Source organism: Oscillatoria salina IIICB1, from assembly GCF_020144665.1.
Classification (GTDB): Bacteria; Cyanobacteriota; Cyanobacteriia; order Cyanobacteriales; family SIO1D9; genus IIICB1.
The window spans coordinates 21,629-41,114 of record NZ_JAAHBQ010000050.1; the positions used below are offsets into that span (position 1 = coordinate 21,629).

General features: G+C 43.3%; 11 protein-coding genes and 1 pseudogene. 6 read left to right on the forward strand and 6 right to left on the reverse strand.

All coding sequences use genetic code 11. The annotated features are described in order from the left end of the window. Window positions 1–73: 73 nt before the first annotated feature. A complete protein-coding gene (locus G3T18_RS15680; protein ID WP_224411510.1) occupies window positions 74–313 on the reverse strand; it encodes a helix-turn-helix domain-containing protein in 240 nt (79 codons plus the stop codon). Window positions 314–486: 173 nt separating this feature from the next. Between G3T18_RS15680 and acs the strand changes: the two genes are divergently transcribed. From acs to G3T18_RS15710, 6 genes and pseudogenes are all read left to right on the forward strand, one after another. Then, entirely contained in the window at window positions 487–2,457 is a 1,971-nt protein-coding gene (gene acs, locus G3T18_RS15685; RefSeq protein ID WP_224411511.1) for an acetate--CoA ligase, read from the forward strand. A 113-nt stretch (window positions 2,458–2,570) separates the two neighbouring features. Further along, complete coding sequence (locus tag G3T18_RS15690; protein ID WP_224411512.1) at window positions 2,571–2,759, forward strand: DUF4089 domain-containing protein; 189 nt, start codon at window positions 2,571–2,573, stop codon at window positions 2,757–2,759. A gap of 498 nt (window positions 2,760–3,257) precedes the next feature. Beyond that, window positions 3,258–4,604 (forward strand): sensor histidine kinase, encoded by a 1,347-nt coding sequence (locus tag G3T18_RS15695; protein WP_224411513.1) that lies wholly within the window; start codon window positions 3,258–3,260, stop codon window positions 4,602–4,604. 213 nt (window positions 4,605–4,817) lie between these two features. Further along, window positions 4,818–8,501 (forward strand): YrzE family protein, encoded by a 3,684-nt coding sequence (locus tag G3T18_RS15700; protein WP_224411514.1) that lies wholly within the window; start codon window positions 4,818–4,820, stop codon window positions 8,499–8,501. A gap of 529 nt (window positions 8,502–9,030) precedes the next feature. Further along, window positions 9,031–10,992 carry a molecular chaperone DnaK gene (dnaK, locus tag G3T18_RS15705; protein WP_224411515.1) on the forward strand — a complete coding sequence of 654 codons (1,962 nt, stop codon included), beginning with the start codon at window positions 9,031–9,033 and terminating at the stop codon, window positions 10,990–10,992. A 187-nt stretch (window positions 10,993–11,179) separates the two neighbouring features. Next, window positions 11,180–11,932, forward strand: a pseudogene (locus G3T18_RS15710) (Uma2 family endonuclease). A 1-nt stretch (window position 11,933) separates the two neighbouring features. Here G3T18_RS15710 and G3T18_RS15715 read toward each other — a convergent pair. The 5 genes from G3T18_RS15715 to G3T18_RS15735 form a co-directional block, all read right to left on the reverse strand. Then, complete coding sequence (locus G3T18_RS15715) at window positions 11,934–13,127, reverse strand: HhoA/HhoB/HtrA family serine endopeptidase (RefSeq protein WP_224411516.1); 1,194 nt, start codon at window positions 13,125–13,127, stop codon at window positions 11,934–11,936. A 131-nt stretch (window positions 13,128–13,258) separates the two neighbouring features. Then, a complete protein-coding gene (locus tag G3T18_RS15720) occupies window positions 13,259–14,203 on the reverse strand; it encodes a fused MFS/spermidine synthase (protein WP_224411517.1) in 945 nt (314 codons plus the stop codon). Window positions 14,204–14,353: 150 nt separating this feature from the next. Then, window positions 14,354–14,773 carry a hypothetical protein gene (locus G3T18_RS15725; RefSeq protein WP_224411518.1) on the reverse strand — a complete coding sequence of 140 codons (420 nt, stop codon included), beginning with the start codon at window positions 14,771–14,773 and terminating at the stop codon, window positions 14,354–14,356. 151 nt (window positions 14,774–14,924) lie between these two features. Further along, window positions 14,925–16,067, reverse strand: a complete 1,143-nt coding sequence (gene recF / locus G3T18_RS15730) for a DNA replication/repair protein RecF (protein WP_224411519.1) — start codon at window positions 16,065–16,067, stop codon at window positions 14,925–14,927. A gap of 543 nt (window positions 16,068–16,610) precedes the next feature. Continuing rightward, a complete protein-coding gene (locus G3T18_RS15735) occupies window positions 16,611–19,427 on the reverse strand; it encodes a cation-translocating P-type ATPase (RefSeq protein ID WP_224411520.1) in 2,817 nt (938 codons plus the stop codon). Window positions 19,428–19,486: the final 59 nt, after the last annotated feature.

Genomic DNA, 19,486 nt, shown 5'->3' on the forward strand with positions numbered 1-19,486 from the left:
TTATTTTACTATTACCAGCCTAAGATTTGTTCCCTGAATTACTTCAAAACCACAAAAAATTTTCCAGTTGGGATTAGTCCTCTAACTCATTTATCTCTTTCTCTATCTCATCAATCATGCGACTAGCTGGTAGATCGAGAGCTTTGGAGATGTCAAATAAAACAGATAGAGTTGGTGACTTTAATCCTCGCTCAATTTGACTAACATATGTACGATGAATTCCTGCTCGATCGGCAAGTTCTTCCTGTGAAATTTTTAGAGTTGTCCTATATTTAGCTAAAACTTTACCTAGAGCTTGATTAATATTTTTCATTGTTAAAATATCTTCCCTATGAGACTATAGTCTACAGACAATAGTATTCAAAAGGTTGACTCCACAATAGCTTTTAGCCATCGCCCCACCAATCTTAATGAAATGAAATGCTATTTTCCCCGGTTCTGCCTTCAGAATGGTTTTCAGTAGTCATGCGAAGAAGATAACTAACGATGAAAGAAACAAATATTGAATCCATTTTGCAAGAGAAGCGTTTATTCCCGCCGTCGGAGGAGTTTTCCCAAGAGGCGCAAATTAAAAGTATGGAGGAGTATCAACAACTCTACGATCGCGCCAAAGCTGACCCCGAAAAGTTTTGGGCAGAATTAGCCGAACAAGAATTAGATTGGTTTGAGAAGTGGGATACCGTCTTAGATTGGCAACCACCGTTTGCAAAGTGGTTTGTCGGTGGAAAGATTAATATCTCCTACAATTGTCTCGATCGCCATTTGCAGACTTGGCGCAGAAATAAAGCCGCATTGATTTGGGAAGGTGAACCAGGAGACTCGCGTACCTTAACTTATGCCGAATTGCATCGAGAAGTTTGTCAAATGGCGAACGTTTTGAAGCAATTGGGAGTAAAAAAAGGCGATCGCGTGGGGATTTATCTACCAATGATACCTGAAGCAGCGATCGCGATGTTGGCTTGTGCGCGTATTGGCGCACCCCATACAGTGGTTTTTGGCGGTTTTAGCGCCGAAGCCCTCAAAGATCGACTGGTAGATGCTCAAGCTAAATTAGTAATTACGGCTGATGGTGGTTATCGCAAAGATAAGGCTGTTTCCCTCAAACCAGAAGTAGATAAAGCTTTAGCAAATAATAGCGTGCCGAGTGTGGAGAACGTCCTCGTAGTTCAGCGTACCAAAGAAAAAATCCACATGGAAGCGGGGCGCGACCATTGGTGGCACGATCTTCAAGCAGGTGTATCCGCTAAATGTCCAGCCGAACCAATGGATAGCGAAGATATGCTTTTTATTCTCTATACTTCTGGTACTACGGGCAAACCGAAAGGTGTAGTTCACACTACAGGCGGATACAATCTCTATACCCATATCACTACTAAATGGACATTTGACCTCAAAGACACCGATGTTTACTGGTGTACTGCTGATGTGGGCTGGATTACCGGACACAGTTACATCGTCTATGGACCTCTTTCCAACGGTGCTACCAGTTTAATGTATGAAGGTGCGCCTCGTCCTTCCAATCCAGGCGCTTTCTGGGATGTGGTTGAGAAATACGGCGTTACAATTTTCTACACTGCACCCACAGCGATTCGTGCTTTTATTAAAATGGGCGAACACCACCCGAAAGCGAGAGATTTGTCTTCTCTACGCATTTTGGGAACAGTGGGCGAACCGATTAATCCCGAAGCTTGGGTATGGTATCACAAAATTATCGGTGGCGGACGTTGCCCAATTATCGATACTTGGTGGCAAACTGAAACAGGTGGGTTTATGCTGACACCTTTACCTGGTGCAACTCCCACGAAACCAGGTTCTTGTACTTTCCCCTTCCCCGGTATTATCGCCGATATTGTCGATTTGTCAGGTAATCCTGTAGAAAACAATCAAGGCGGTTATTTAGTCATTAAACATCCTTGGCCGAGTATGATGCGAACAGTATACGGCGATCGCGATCGCTTCCGTCGCACTTATTGGGAACATATTCCCCCTCAAGATGGCCAATATTTCTATTTTGCTGGCGATGGTGCGCGATGTGACGAAGATGGCTATTTTTGGGTGATGGGTCGTGTCGATGACGTAATTAATGTTTCTGGGCATCGTTTGGGAACAATGGAAGTAGAATCGGCTTTGGTTTCCCATCCCGCAGTTGCAGAAGCCGCAGTTGTCGGACAGCCGGATGAAGTTAAAGGCGAAAATGTGTTTGCTTTTGTCACCTTAGAAGGTAATTATACTCCTAGCGATGAGTTGGCAAAAGAATTAAAACAGCACGTAGTTCAAGAAATTGGTGCGATCGCGCGTCCGGGTGAAATTCGTTTTACTGATTCTTTACCGAAAACTCGCTCTGGTAAAATTATGCGACGTTTGTTGCGTAATTTAGCCGCAGGTCAAGAAGTTGCTGGCGATACCTCTACCTTAGAAGACCGTAGCGTCTTAGATCGACTTCGTCAAGGTGCTTAGGTAAGTTTGCTCCGCATAACTTTGTAGACTGGAGTAGAGATGTTGCTAACAGCGTCTCTACTCCAGCAAAAAAGATACAATATTGCCAAGAAACGTTTTTTCCTCGATCTACTATGACTGACCAAGATCGCCAAATTGCTGAATATGTTGACTTAACAGCTTATTTGCTCGAATTACCCCTTGAACCAGACCATCGTAAAGGTGCGATCGATAACTTAACTCAGATCGCTGAGATCGCCAAACTGGTGACAGAATTTCCCTTATCTGGAAAAATCGAGGCTGCACCTGAGTTTAAACCTTAATTCAGGTTCAGGTAACAGGGTAGGAATCGAGACAAATTTTTGTTCGAGGTGAAGATTAATTTATCCAAATTTTCTGACAAACTTTAGTCTAAGAAAAAATTAACTCTGGGAAACTAGAAAAGCACAAATAATCTTTTCACCTGATTAGTGTCAAAGTCACTCATTGCCGCGATCGCTAATCGGAATGTGAGATTTTCTTTGCGGACTCACGACAATAATCAATCTTTAAATCTAGCTCTTATTTTTCTGACTTCCTCATTATCTTCCCCGCTCTCTTTGTTCCTCACTTTAACTAATTTTTTCATTACACTACTTGTAAGCAGAATTTCTCTGTCTTTGTCATCATTCTTAGGAGAGAATTTCTATTCTCACTCCGGAAACTTATCGATCGCAAAAGTGAAATCTCTCATAAGTGGGAAGTAAGATTTCGGAAAACTTTGTAATCTAAGATAGCAGAATTAGGGAGGTTATCTATTAGAGCAATAGCCCTTATTAAATATGACGAAAGAAAATAATAACTATAATGACATCATTCAAACTAACCAAGAAAGACTAGATACAATTCTCCAATCTGTCCAAAGTTTAGTCAACCAGGGAGAGACAGAATTTAGCAATCTTCTTGGCGAATTATCTCTAGTAGTACGAGAGATAAATACAGAAATTGAACAGTTAGTTACTACTCATCAAGAGTTACAATTAGAATGCCAACATTATCAAGAATTAATTGCCGGAACTTCTGATGCTTATTTGATGACTGATTCAGCAGGTGTAATTAAAAAAGCTAATCAAGCTGCGGCAGATTTGTTGAAAATAAATAATCCAAATTCTCTGGCAGGTAAACCTCTTAGTTGCTTAATTTCTGAAGCTAATTTAACTAGCTTTAACGAGGAAATTAAAGAGCTGAAATTTTTGTTTAATAAAGAAACTCAAATTAAACTTGCAAATGAGCAGTTTTTACCAGCAAAAATATCTCTAAATTGTATCTGCGATCGCCAAGAAAATGTTATTGCTTTAAGTTGGTTAATTCGCCCAATTGAAGACGATAATCAAAACTTAACGAATCGAGCCGAGTCGGAAAAAGAAAAAGAACTCAGCGAACTGAAAACTCGTTTAATTCAAACAGTTTCACATGAGTTCCGTACCCCTTTAAACATGATTCATATTTCCGCTCAACTCTTAGAAAAATATTATCATACTTTTTCTCGCGAAAAAAGTAAAAGATTTTTTCACAAAACCCGCACGGCTATTAAATATATTACAGAATTATTAGATGATGTTTTGGTTTATAGCCAAGCGGAATCGGGCAAGTTACAACTCACAAATAAATTACTAGACTTAAACCAATTTACAGCCAAATTAATCGAAGAACAACAACTTTTGCGTGGTTCTAAATATCGAATTAACTTTGGCAGTAATTGTCAATCTATCTCAGTTTGTGTTGATGAAAAATTGTTACATCAAATCTTCGGTAACTTACTCTCTAACGCAATCAAATACTCACCTCAAGGAGGCAATATTGACGTAGAATTAAACTGTATAGCCGATCGCGTTATCTTTGAAGTTAGCGATCGCGGTATCGGCATTCCTGCTGAAGAAATACCTTATTTATTTGAACCATTTCACAGAGCCAAAAACGCTGGAACTATTCCGGGAACAGGATTAGGTTTAGCAATTGTTAAAAAAGCAGTAGAGGCGTTAAGTGGAGAAATCACTCTAGAAAGTGAAATTAACGTTGGGACTACTTTGACAGTTTCTTTACCTATTCTAAGTGAAAATATCGAGAGCGAGTGCAGAAGAGATACAGAACTTGAGATTGGCGATCGGGAATTGGGAGATAACGACTGATTGGAAGACACCAACTACCAACTGATAACTACTAAATGCGGCTACGTGCTAACCGATCGATCGGTCAAAAGAAGTAAATTACTCACTATTAAATGAGTTTCCCACCAAAGGTGGATGTATGAAACCCTCTAAGTTTAGGATTCTGTGCATTATGAAGTAAATTGACGCTCAAGATGGCGAGCGTAAAGAATAAATACTTAAAGAGGGAAGATTATGCTTGAAAGTGCAGGAATGCTAATCGAAATCAATAAAATGTTTTTTTGGATCGCCCAATTTGGCGAACCCGTATTGGACGATCCTGAAGATGCATCATTAGTCTTTTCCGGACCGCAATTTTGGATTGCAGTAATTGCTGGAGTAGTACTAGCATTTGCTTTCCAATTACTCTTAACAAATCTTGGCGTAGCTACAGGAATTTCGCTAGCAGGAAATTCTTCAGATTCCCATAGTCATAGTCATAATTCATCAGAGAGCGTTGGGGGTACAATTCGCAAAATCAGTGTTGCTCTCGGATTAGCTACCTTAATTACAGTGACGATCGCACTTTTTTGTGCGACAATTTTGGCAGTTAAGTTGAGTTTGCTAGAAAGTGCAGGCTTAGGTGCGATCCTGGGTTTGGTAATCTGGGCAGCATATTTTTGCATCTTGTTTTGGGTAAGCTCAACCACGGTAGGCTCATTAGTGGGTTCGGTCGTAAACACCGCTACATCAGGCTTTCAAGCATTACTCGGAACCGCTACCGCCGCGATTGGAGGTAAAGCCGCTTCCGATCGCGTAGTTGCAACCGCAGAAGCAGCAGCAAGTGCAGTACGTCGAGAAATAGGTGCAGCGATCGATCCCGAATCAATTCGCGAGAATTTAGAAGATTATCTAGGCGGTTTGCGTCCACCGCAACTAAACTTAAAAGGAGTCAAAAACGACATCGAAGCGATCCTGCATGACTCAGATTTAGAACAACTGGCTGGTAGTGATGCTCTCAGTAAAGTCAATCGCCAAACCTTTGTCAACTTAATCAGCGATCGCAGCGACTTATCCAAGCGCGAAGTAGAACAACTTGCTAACGAACTAGAATCAGTTTGGAATCGAAGCGTCAAGAGACTTCCATCAAAAAATCGCCTCGAAGAATTCGTCGATTACGTCAAATCAGCCGCACCCGATTCTTTACTCGGACCCGAATTTAACTCAAAACTCGACGACCTAATTGAAGAATTGCGTAAACGACGCAAAGCTCAAAGTACAACACCGATGCAACAAGCAATGACCCTCAGCTTTAACAGTTTAATCGGTTTAGTGATGGGTCGAAGCGACTTATCAGACATGAGTGTCGAAAAAATAATCGATCGCTTGCAAACCGCTAAAGATAAATTTGGCGAACAAACCGAGCAAGTTAAGTCCCAAATTCAAGGTAAACCAGTGAAGTCGATGGCATACAAAACTATTAAAGCCGACATCGACAATTATCTGCTCAATACCTACTCTTGGCAAATGACTCAACCGAAAATCGAAACCGAATTTCGGGAAATCATTTACGATCCAGAGGCAGATCCAGAAACCGTTGCGGAAGCCTTAACCCACTTCGATCGCACCTATTTTGCTAATTTACTGCAACAGCGAGGCGTATTTACCCAAGAACGAATCGACGAAATTGCTAATATTTTAGAAACAGTTCGCTTAGAAGCGATCGCCACAGCCAACGCAGCCGCCGAACGCCAAATTGCACTCTCATTAATGGCAGAAGTCGAAGACTATGTAATTAATACTCCCAAAGCAGAACTATCTCCCGCCAAAATTGAACTTGACTTCAAGGCGATGATGTCCGACGCTGATGCCGAATACAAACAATTACAATCTCGTTTGGAGCAATTTGACCAACCTACCTTCGAGCGGATGTTACGCCAGCGAGAAGATCTTAACTCCTCAGAAGCACAAAAAATCAATCTCTGGCTGTTAGAAGCACGCAACCGCGTCCTCAGCGATGCTAAAGGAACCAGCGAACCAGTTCATCTCAAAGCCCAAATCGAACAATTTCTGCTCGATACCGATTACAGTAAAATGAATCGGCAAACCTTAGAGCAACAATTCCGCAACCTAATTTTCGATCCTGATGCTGACCAAGGTCGTCTCGCTGATGCTTTAATGCAAATTCGCCACGATTATTTTGTCCGCTTGCTGCAAAAACGAGGCGTATTCACTCAAGAACAAATTAACCAACTTGCTGACATTTTAGAAGCAATTCGTGCTGAGGTTGCGCGTCAAGCCCAACAAGCCAAATACGAGCGGGCAGCAACTGCTGTGCGCGAAGAGCTAGAAAAATATTTGCTCACTAGCGATCGAGAAGAGTTAACACCCGAAAAAATTCAACTCGACTCGCGAGCAATTTTCGCAGACTCCGAAGCCGATTATCATGAGTTAAATGCTCGTCTAGCTCAATTTGACCGCTACACCTTCGATACGATCTTAAATCGGCGCTCAGATTTATCAGCCGAAGACAAAACCGAAATTGCGAGCGAGTTAGAAAAAGCCAGAACTCGCATTTTAGACGAATCTCGCGAACTCACCGAAGCAGCAAAAGCCAAAGCCGAAGCCCAATGGCTAAAAGTCGCTTCTTATCTGCGAGATACAGGTAAAGAAGAACTCAATCCCCAAGGTATTAAACGAGACTTACAAACATTGTTAGACAACCCCCAAGCAGGAGTTGCCGCTTTGCGGGCGAGGACTGCTCGTTTCGATCGCGATACCTTGGTAAAATTACTCTCTCAGCGTCAAGAATTCAGCGAAGAGCAAGTTAACCAAATTATCGACCAAGTGGAAGATAATTGGCACGGTGTAACCCACGCTCCCCAAAAAGCGGCGGGTAAAGTCAAAGAAGAATACGACCATGTAACGAGTGCGATCGCCGATTATTTACGTTCTACAGGTAAGGAAGAACTCAATCCTGAAGGTATTAAACGCGATTTGCAAGTTTTGTTCTCTGACCCGAAAATGGGAGCTAGAGCAATGCGACAGCGCTTGTCACAGATGGATCGCGATACGTTAGTACAGCTTCTCGCTCAACGTCAAGATTTAAGCGAAGCACAAGTCAATCAAATTATTGACGAAGTACAGGCAAATATTCGTAATTTTGTCAAAGCTCCGCGTCGTATAGCTAGTCGCGCCAAAGGACAAGTGTTAGACTTTGAGGCTAGTTTAGAAGATTATTTGCGTTCTACCGACAAAGAAGAACTCAATCCTGAAAGCATCAAACGCGATTTACAGCAGTTAGTCAACGATCCCAGAGTGGGAATGAGTCGAATTAGCGATCGCCTTTCTCAGTTCGATCGTTCTACGATAACTGCTTTACTCGCTCAAAGGGAAGATATCTCCGAACAAGAAGCCGCCGAAATTAGCGATCGCATCTTCTCGGTTCGCGACCAAATCATGGCACAATGGCAACAAGTCCAAGGTGCAGTCCAACAGGTCATCGATAGTATTTTGGGACGTATTCGCAGCTATCTCAACTCCTTAGACCGTCCCGAACTCAACTACGAAGGGATTAAAACAGACGTACAGACAATGTTCGACGACCCCGAAGCCGGATTTGAAGCTATGCGATCTCGCCTTTCGCAATTTAACCGCGACACCTTAGTAGCGATTTTGAGTTCTCGCGAAGACATCTCCGAAGCCGATGTTAACCGGATCATCGATCAAATCGAACATACTCGCAACCGCTTGTTACAACGAGCCGAACGCCTGCAATTACAAGCCCAACGACGCTTAGAAGAAGTGAAACTAGAAGCCCAGCGACAAGCAGAAGCCACTCGCAAAGCAGCCGCAGCCGCAGCTTGGTGGTTATTTGCTACCGCGTTAATTTCCGGTATCGCTTCCAGTCTAGGTGGCGCATTAGCCGTCGTAGACTAGGCTGGTGATTGGGAACTGGTGATTGGGGACTGGGGACTGGGGACTGGGGACTGGGGACTGGTGATTGGGGACTGGTGATTGGGGACTAGGGACTGGGGACTGGGGACTGGGGACAGTTACCAGTGAACAGTTTATCCTCCCTCTTCCTTGTCTCCCATCTCTAGAGATAACTGATAACTTACAACTGATAACTGATAACTGTTCACTGTTCACTGAAAACCCTCTCCCTTGTCTCCCATCTCTAGAGATAACTGATAACTTACAACTGATAACTGATAACTGTTCACTGTTCACTGAAAACCCCCTCCTCACTGGTAACTGTTAACTGAAAACCCCAATCGAGTCAAACCGTCCTAAAAGGTTCGGAAACCAGCACTTACGAGAGAATGTCAACCCCCGTCACTATATAGGAAAGAAAGTCTGTAAATTGAAACGAGACACAAATCGAATCTTTATTTAAATTTCACTCGGTTCAATTTCTTCTGTTGCACTGAAGAATATCTGTAGTTAGATTGGGAGTAGCTTTTACATGGCTAAAGTAGTTGGTATTGACCTCGGAACGACAAACTCTTGCGTAGCAGTAATGGAAGGTGGTAAACCCACCGTTATTGCCAACGCCGAAGGATTTCGTACCACTCCATCCGTTGTCGCTTATGCTAAGAATGGCGATCGCCTCGTCGGTCAAATCGCGAAACGTCAAGGGGTAATGAACCCCATGAATACTTTTTACTCGGTTAAGCGTTTCATGGGTCGCAAATTTGATGAAGTAACCACTGAAACTACCGAGGTTTCTTACAAAGTTCTGCGCGACAATAACGGCAACGTTAAACTTGATTGTCCCGCACTCGAAAAACAATTCGCCCCCGAAGAAATTTCTGCCCAGGTACTGCGTAAGTTAGTTGAAGATGCTAGTAAGTATCTTGGCGAAACAGTAACTCAAGCAGTAATCACTGTTCCTGCTTACTTTAACGATTCTCAGCGTCAAGCGACTAAAGATGCTGGTAAAATCGCTGGTGTGGAAGTGCTGCGGATTATTAACGAACCTACCGCCGCTTCTCTGGCTTACGGTTTAGATAAGAAAAGTAATGAAACTATCCTGGTTTTTGACTTAGGTGGTGGTACCTTCGACGTATCCATCCTCGAAGTTGGCGATGGTGTATTTGAAGTTTTAGCTACTTCTGGCGATACTCACCTTGGCGGTGACGACTTTGATAAGAAAATAGTTGATTATCTAGCAGCAGAATTTAAGAACGCAGAAGGTATCGATCTTCGTAAAGATAAGCAAGCTTTGCAACGCTTAACTGAAGCCGCAGAAAAAGCTAAAATTGAACTTTCTAGCGTTACCCAAGCCGATATTAACTTACCTTTTATCACCGCTACTCAAGAAGGTCCTAAACATCTCGATATGACCTTGACTAGGGCTAAATTTGAGGAACTGTGTTCCGATCTAATCGATCGCTGTCGCATTCCGGTAGAAAATGCAGTTCGAGATGCGAAAATTGATAAAAGCGCGATTAATGAAGTAGTTTTAGTTGGTGGTTCTACTAGAATTCCTGCGGTTCAAGAATTAGTTAAGCGCGTATTGGGTAAAGACCCCAACCAAGGTGTAAACCCTGATGAAGTAGTAGCAGTTGGTGCAGCTATCCAAGCTGGTGTCTTGGCTGGTGAAGTTAAAGATATCCTGCTGTTAGACGTTACACCTTTGTCTCTGGGTGTGGAAACCTTGGGTGGTGTAATGACGAAAATTATTCAGCGCAACACCACTATTCCTACTAAGAAGTCGGAAACTTTCTCGACTGCGGTTGATAACCAAAGTAATGTGGAAATTCATGTTCTTCAAGGTGAACGGGAACTCTCGAAAGATAACAAGAGTTTGGGTACTTTCCGCTTAGATGGTATTCCTCCCGCACCTCGTGGTGTACCGCAAATTGAAGTAACTTTCGATATCGATGCTAACGGTATCCTCAACGTTACTGCGAAAGATAAAGGTACTGGAAAAGAACAATCGATCAGTATTACTGGTGCTTCTACCTTACCGCAAGATGAAGTTGAGCGGATGGTTAATGAAGCGGAAGCTAATGCTAATACTGACAAAGAACGTCGTGAGAAAATCGATCGCAAGAACCAAGCTGATTCTTTAGTTTATCAAGCTGATAAGCAACTGCAAGAGTTGGGTGATAAAGTCCCTGCGGCTGACAAGTCGAAAGCAGAAGGCTTAATTAACGATTTGCGTGATGCGGTTGCTCAAGAAGACGATGAGAAAATTCAAGCTGTGATGCCTGAGTTACAGCAAACACTTTACACTATCAGTACTAACTTGTATCAACAAGCTGGCGGTCCCGCACCTGGTGGTCCTGGTGGTCCTGGTGGTCCTGGTGGTCCTGGTGGTCCTGGTGGTCCGACTCCCGATGGTGCAACTGGTGCAGGTCCTAGCGATAGTTCTGACAGTGGCGATGATGTCATCGATGCTGAGTTCTCGGAAAGTAAGTAATGATGGTAGGGGCGCCAAAATTTGTCCCGCCCCTTTACCATTGAATTTTATTTTTGTCAAGAAAATGACCTCGCCTCAATCTTTAGGCGGGGTTTTTGCTAAGGTGTGAGTAGCGATCGCGCAACAGTTTTTTTCTAATTCCCAATCCCCAATCCCCCGTCCCCAGTCCCTAGTCCCCAATCACCTTATGGTACAACTAGAATCAGCATCTGGCTCTGAAATTATCTACCCAGACAGTGACGGTCAACCAATGGCTGATAATACTAAACAATACCGCACGATTGTCTGGATTCATGCTGGTATTGAAGCTTTGTATAAAGACGATCCTGATGTTTTTGTGGCTGCCGATCTATTGTGGTATCCTGTTGAAGGAGATAATACTATTCGTCGCGCTCCTGATGTTATGGTTGCTTTTGGTAGACCAAAAGGAGACAGAGGTTCTTATAAACAGTGGTTAGAAAATAATCTCCCACCACAAGTAGTATTTGAAATCCTTTCTCCGGGTAATACACTCCGAGAAATAGCAGCCAAACAACAATTTTACGATCGCTATGGGGTCGAAGAATATTATCTTTACGATCCAGATACAAATGACTTGACAGGATGGCTGCGTCGTGGTAAAAGATTACAAGTAATTGACGAAATGATCGGTTGGGTGAGTCCCCGATTAGGAATTAGATTTGCAATGGGGACGGAATTAGAGCTTTATCGTCCAGATGGAGGGCGCTTTGCGACTTATCTCGAAGTTTTAGAGCAACTTGATAGCGAACGCGAACGAGCCGAACAAGAACGCGAATTAGCCGAACAAGAACGCGAACGAGCCGAACAAGAACGCAAATGAGCCGAACAAGCAGAAGCGTTACTCACAGCCGAACAAAGACGCAACGAAGCTTTAGCTGCACGATTGAGAGAAATGGGGATCGATCCCGACCAATTATAGATTAATCGATTTCATCAGGAAAAGCACCTGGGCGCACAGCGATCGCCACCGTCTTACTTTTCCGTTTCACTTCAACTTCTAAAACTTCCCCAATTACACTTGCTTCTACTTGTTGTTGAACATCACCTGCGGTTTCAATATTTTTCCCACCAACTTTAATAATCACATCTCCGGTTTGGAAACCTGCGAGATCTGCGGGAGAATTAGGAACAACGCGCATAACAATGACACCTTTATCTTCATCGATATTCAAATTCAAATCCACATCTTCATTAATTTGCTTTCTCAACTCCGAGTTAAGCGTCATCATTTGAATACCCAGATAAGGATGATCTACCTTTCCCTTCGTAAACAATTGACTAGCAATCCGTTCAGCAGTTTCAATGGGGATAGCAAAACCTAACCCTTGTGCATCAGCGCGAATAGCAGTATTAATACCAATAACTTGACCTTGAGCATTCAGCAACGGACCGCCAGAATTACCAGGATTAATTGCTGCATCAGTTTGAATAAAACTAACTCGCTTATCCGGAACACCCACCTGAGAACTAGAACGTCCCAAAGCACTGATAATTCCCACTGTAACAGTATTATCCAATCCTAAAGGATTACCGATCGCGATCGCCCATTCTCCAGGAGTTAAATTTTCTGCTTTACCTAACTTAACTGTCGGTAAATTACGACCATCTATTTTAATTACTGCAATATCGGTAACTGAATCAGTTCCCAGTACCTCACCCTCGAAAATCTGACCATCTTTGAGAGTTACTTTAACCCTATCTGCACCTTCAACCACATGAGCATTAGTAATTAAGCGTCCATCGGAACTTAAAATAAAACCCGAACCCGTACCTCGTTCTAATTGACGTTTGGGAATTGGTACTTCATCCCCAAAAAAGCGTCGAAAAAACGGATGTTGGAAAGATTCGGGAATTTCTTGACTAACTTGACGAGAAGCATCGATGCGGACTACCGCCGGACCCACTGCTCTTACCGCCTCAGCGATAAAATTAATATTACCTTCAACGGGGTTAGCTGACGGTACTGGAAAAGATTGTAGTGCGGCGGGCAGCACTTGGGGAAGTTCCTGACGTTGTTGCTTTGCTAACAAATAGCGATTCCCGACAAATCCAGCACCACCACCCAGTGCTAATAAAGTTAAATATATACCTAATTTCTTAATAAATTGGCTCATTTTTCTTGAGAGTTCTAGGATGACAGCACTACCAAATTTTTGCTCGTACTTTCCTCTAATGTAGTCCAGATCTAATTTGACCGCTAACTATAATCAATCAAGGGGCGATGGCGATCGCCCCTTGTCAAATTTTAAGAGTTCACTGTTCCCTTGCCAAAGAATTTTGGTGGTTCTTTGAGGGTGTAAACTTGAGTATGTTCGGCGATCGCGCGACGGATATGAGCAGGTGTTTGTAACATTCCTAACAAGGTTGTTCCATCCATTAACTTAAATCCACCGTTAGTTTTTTCCTCTAACAAGCGATCGATCGCTTGGGGATCTGGTAAAGTATCTATTGTTTCCTGGGAAGCTAGTCCAAAACCCCACGGAGAGGCGTAAGTAGGTACGTGGGAAGCGTAAGAAACCACATTCGCAAAGACAGTTTTCAGAGTATTAATTAAACGAGCGTGTAGCTTAATTTCCCCTGGTGAAACTGGACCTGCTTGGACAACAAAAAATCCTTTTGGTGCAAGTACGCGCTGAACTTTCTCAAAATACTCTTTGGTAAACAATTGGAACGACGGACCTGATTCAATCGGATCGCTAAGGTCGGAAATAATTATATCCCACTTTTGCTCAGTTGTATCTAAAACTTCCAAAGCATTAGCAATCTTTAACTCAACGCGAGGATCGTCAAAAACATTTTCGTGCATTTCTCGAAGATGTTCTCGACAAGCTTCAACTACTTCACCGTCGATGTCTACCATTGTCACTTGCTCGATGGTTTTCCAGCGCAATACTTCTCTTACTGTAGCACCTTCACCGCCACCCAGGATGAGAGCTTTTTTTGGTGACTGATGAGAAATCATTGCTGGATGTACCAATGGTTCATGATACAAAAATTCGTCCCCAGTACAAGATTGCCATTTACCATCGAGGACTAATGCTTTACCATAAACACCAGTTTCTACGATGTACATCTCTTGAAATGCGGTTTTTTTGTAAGCAAGGATCTTAGTGATACCATGCTCGTAAACATCCCAAGGTGTGATGTACTCTTTGACCCACAAATCTGCTTTTAGTTCGCTACCAGCCATAGAAAAACCTCCATTAGCTTTTTTCGCACAAATTTATCATTATCTCACACTTGAAAATTCTCAGGAGCATTTTTTCTCTATTTTTTGGCTGCCAAAGCGAGATAAATATGAATAAAAGTTGCAATTTGCGCTCAATGTCACAATTATCTGCTAATTTTTCGGCAACACATCTGCAAATAAGAGTAAAATGCGATCGAAAATAGGTTCTCCAGCACGAGTAGAGATAATCGTGCGGACTAATTCAATTAAATCGCTGTCAAGGTAGCGATCGCTCTCCACAATTTTACTAGCTGGATAAAAACTCACATCATCAACTTGCATTTCATTCGTCGAACCAGTGCGCCACTTACGGTCTTTCGCATTCCAGGAAATCGACTTACCGCGCAAGGTAAACTGAAACCATTCTATGCGATCGGATCGCATTTCGATAAAAAGATCAAAATAAGGTTCCCCACCTTGATACCAAACTCTCATCCCTTGTTCATCGTTTTCAGGAGTCAAGATTTTCGGGTCTATTCGTCGTAAGGAAGCACCTAACGCTACAATTTCATCTGGATGAATGAGGGTCATCTTGTTTTGTCCAGCTAGCTGGTTAGTCCGGTAATATTTAATCATCTCAAAAGTGGGGACGTGGCAAAAAGAAATCCAATAGGTTACAATCGCCCTAACTAAGGGAGTGAGTAAAATCTCCAAAAATTGGCAAATTTTCACACTTCACTTCTTATACTTCGTAGCTGCGGCTAATCTGTCCGGCTTGAACGCTGAGAATTTGAGAAGCTTTAATCCATTCTGGATCGAAAGAACCCAGATGTGTAGTTGTGATTAAGGTTTGAAAGCGCGATCCGATCGCTTCGAGCAAGTGATTTTGACGGTTAGGGTCTAATTCCGCCAAAACGTCGTCTAAGAGCAACAGAGGCGGTTCTCCGACGACTTCTGCAATTAACTTTAACTCGGCTAATTTCAAAGCTAAAACTAAAGTTCGCTGTTGTCCTTGGGAACCATAAGAGCGGGCTGGAGTTTCGTTAATTGTAAACTCAACTTCATCTCGATGGGGACCAACTAAGGTTTTACCCTGTTGTTGTTCGGGAAGACGACGTTGTTGAATCTTCTCTAAAAAAGCTTGTTGCACCCTTTCTGGATTGTCTTCTGTCCAACTTATATTCGGATTATATTTTATTTCTAGCACTTCTGTCTTACTACTGATTTTAGCGTGCCAAACTTGTGCTAATGGTGCAAGACGTTTGATAACTCTAGCCCTACGTCTGGTTACTCGCGAACCATTTGCGGCTAATTGCGCGTCCCACAAAGTTAATTGTGCCTGATAATCTTTAACTTGTGATTGGTTTGCGTCTAAATTACGCATTTCTTTAAGCAAAGCATTGCGCTGACGCAAAACTCGTTCGTACTGCTGCAAAATATAAGCATAAATTGGCTCTAGCTGTATGAGTAACGAATCTACCCAATTGCGGCGACGTTCCGGCGCCCCACGAACTAAATCCAAATCTAAACTAGAAAATTGTACCGCATTAACAACACCGAGAAATTCTAACTGACGGCGCAGATTTTCTCGATTTAAACTGAGTGTACGACGACCGCGATCGCGTAAGGTAATCGCTAGGTCTACTGTACCGTAAGCTTTTTCCAGAGTAGCGCCAATTTGTCCAGCCGTCGTCCCTGACATCACCAAATCGCGATCGCGCGAGGTTCGATGACTTTTCAATGTTGCTAATAATTCTACTGCTTCGAGGAGATTTGACTTACCTTGAGCATTATCTCCCAGCAAAATTGTCTTCGGAGCCTCGAAATTAATTTTACTATCTCGATAATTCCGAAAGTTACGCAAGTGCAAGCTTTTCAGAAACATTTATCTGTTGGGGATTGGGGACTGGGGACTGGGGATTGGGGATTGGTGATTGGGGACTGGGGACTGGGGATTGGGGATTGGTGATTGGGGACTGGGGATTGGGGATTGGGGACTGGGGATTAATTTTCACGTAGGGTGCATTTAGCAGTTTTCAGCGACCAGTTATTAGTTTACCTTCCAATTCGCTCAATTCTTCTCCCTCTCACCAGTGTATGCTTTTCAAGCACTGACGCGAATCGGAGCAAAAATTAAGGGCGAAATTTCCTAAGTTTTACCTGCTCTATTTTCCCCCATTTCCTTAGCTTTCCCGGCTGAAAATCAATCACATGAAGCGAAAAAATATTCCCTTGTCAGCTTCTTTGTCATCATCCTCTCCCAGTCCCCAGTCACCACTCACCAGTCCCCAGTCACCAGTCACCAGTCACCAGTCCCCAATCCCCAGTCACCACCTCCCCAGTCCCCAATCCCCAGTCACCACCTCCCCAGTCCCCAATCCCCAGTCACCACCTCCCCAGTCCCCAGTCACCAGTCCCCAATCACCAATCACTTGCGAGATTTGTACCAGCGAATGAATAACTTTTCTAACTCCACCCAAACAAAGATTAAGGTACTAAAACCTAAACAAATCAAAAGTTCGAGGGGGCTGAGAAACTCTGTATCGAAGAAATTCCGTAAAAATGGCACATAAACCAAGAGTAATTGCAACAGAGTCGTCACGACTACCGCAGCAAGTAAAAACTTATTACCCAAAGGATTCATTTCGATCGCTAGTTTATTATTAGAGCGAACGGCGATCGCGTGTCCCATTTGACCGATGCAAAGGGTGGTAAAGACCATTGTTTTCCAACGTTCGGGATTACCTTCTCCTTGAGAATAATAAAATGCCCATGCCATTAAAGCGATCGTGGTAATCGAAAAAATTATCCCAATCCGAACAATATAAAAGCCTAAACCTCTAGCAAAAATGCTTTCTTGGGGATTAAAGGGAGGACGACGCATGACGTTAGGTTCGGCGGGTTCGACGGCTAATGCGAGGGCTGGTAAACCGTCGGTGACAAGGTTCATCCAGAGAATTTGTAGGGGGGTTAGGGGAACGTCGGGAAGTCCGAGTAAGGGTGCAGCCGCAATGGTTAAGACTTCACCAACGTTACTTCCGAGAATGTATTTGATAAACCGACGAATATTGGCGTAAACGACTCTACCTTCTTCGGTAGCGGCGACAATCGTGGCAAAGTTATCGTCTAGTAATACCATGTCGCTAGCTTCTTTAGAGACATCTGTACCTGTAATACCCATTGCGATACCAATATCAGCTTGTTTGAGTGCGGGTGCGTCGTTAACACCGTCTCCTGTCATAGCGACAAATTTGCCTTGTTTCTTCAAAGCTTGAACAATTCGCAGTTTGTGTTCTGGAGAGACGCGGGCGTAAATAGTTACATCGTCTACTTGTTGTTCGAGTTCGCTTTGAGATAACTGAGATAAGTGTACACCTGTGAGGACATGACTATTACCATCGGTGATTCCTAATTGTTGCGCGATCGCGACGGCGGTGAGTTGATGATCTCCGGTAATTAATACTGGTCGAATTCCGGCTGCACGACATTTGGCTACTGCTAATTTTACTTCGGGGCGGGGTGCGTCGAGCATTCCGACTAATCCTAACCAAGTTAATTCTTTTTCATTGGTTTCGGCTTCGGTGGCGTCGGGAATTTGCTTGATGGTTTTGTAGGCAAATCCGAGGACGCGCAAACCACGACTAGCCATTTGGTCGTTATTTTCGAGGATGCGATCGCGCATTTCTGGGGTGAGGGGAATTATTGCTTCGCCTTCTTGATATGTCTCGCAGCGCTCTAAAATTAATTCTGGCGAACCTTTGCTAAATAACCAATATTTCTTTGACTCGGTTTCTTTGGTGTCCACCGGACAAATAACGCTCATTCGCTTGCGTTCTGAGGAAAAAGGAAATTCTCCTAAGCGAGGATACTTACTTTGTAAAGTCTTTTGTTCTAATCCTGCTTTTCCTGCTAGGGAAAGTAATGCACCTTCGGTGGGGTCGCCTAAAATTGTCCATTCACCGTTGTCTTCCTGTTGCAAAATGGCATCGTTACAAATTACGTTGGCTAGCAGTAATTTTTCTACTTCTGGTGTTTCTTTGACTGCTACTGGTTGGTTTTCTGGGTTGAGAAATTCGCCTTCGGGAGTATATCCTTCCCCTGTCACCTGTAAAGTGTTACTAACGGTAATTACTTCTTGAACTACCATTTTATTTTGGGTCAAGGTTCCGGTTTTATCCGAACAAATGGTATTCACGCTTCCCAGAGTTTCTACTGCGGGGAGTTTCCGGATTAAAGCTTGACGCTTAACCATGCGTTGTGTACCGATCGCCAGAGTTACAGTAATTACTGCTGGTAATCCTTCAGGAACTACGGCTACAGCCATACTTAAGGATACTTCAATTAGTTGGCGCAAGCGACTAAAGCCTCCGCTTTGAATTACACCACCCACGATGACAATGACGACTAAAATTAGCGAACCCGTAACTAAAACGTTCGCTAGTTGGGTCATTCGCTTCTGTAGCGGCGTATCTTCGCTTTCCACTGCTTGCAGCATTTCGGCGATTTTACCCAGTTCTGTGTGCATTCCTGTGGCAGTTACGACCATTTTTCCTCGTCCCTGTACCACTTCCGTACCGCAGAAAACTAGATTGACGCGATCGCCGAGGGCTGTTTCTGGGCTTAATTCTACTTGCGCTTGTTTGCTTACTGCTGCTGCTTCTCCGGTTAAAGCTGCTTCTCTGATTTGCAGGTTAGCTGCTTCAATTAATTGTCCGTCGGCTGCTGGTTGTACTCCCGCTTCCAAAAGGACAATATCTCCGGGTACTATTGTTGCCGCATCAACTTCAATGGTTTGCGAGTCCCTAACTACGCGTACTTTCGGTGAGGAAAGTTGTTTTAAAGCGGCTAAAGCTTTTTCTGCACGGCTTTCCTGAAGATAACCTAAAACGCCATTGAGAATGACGATTAACAGAATGGCGATCGTGTCTTTAAAGGGAATTCCTCCTTCTGCACCACCGCCATTTTGTAGTTCAATTAAATCCAAAATCCCGGAAATAATCGCTACAGCGATCAGCATTAACAACATGATATTGTTAAACTGATCGAGTAGAATTTGCCAAGAAGAGCGTCCACCCGTTTCTTGCAGTTCATTAGCACCGTAACGCTGCAACCGCCGTTCAACCTCGGCTGAGGTTAAACCGGTTTGGGGGTTACTCTCTAGCTGTTGTAATGTTGACTCAACTGATTGGGAGTGCCAGGGACGTATTTCTGCGGGAGTAGAATCAGGGGAAGTAGATTGAGTCACAGGAAATTTTTTTGCTGAAGATACATTGATCTTAGATCTTAAAACCTGACCGGGATCGC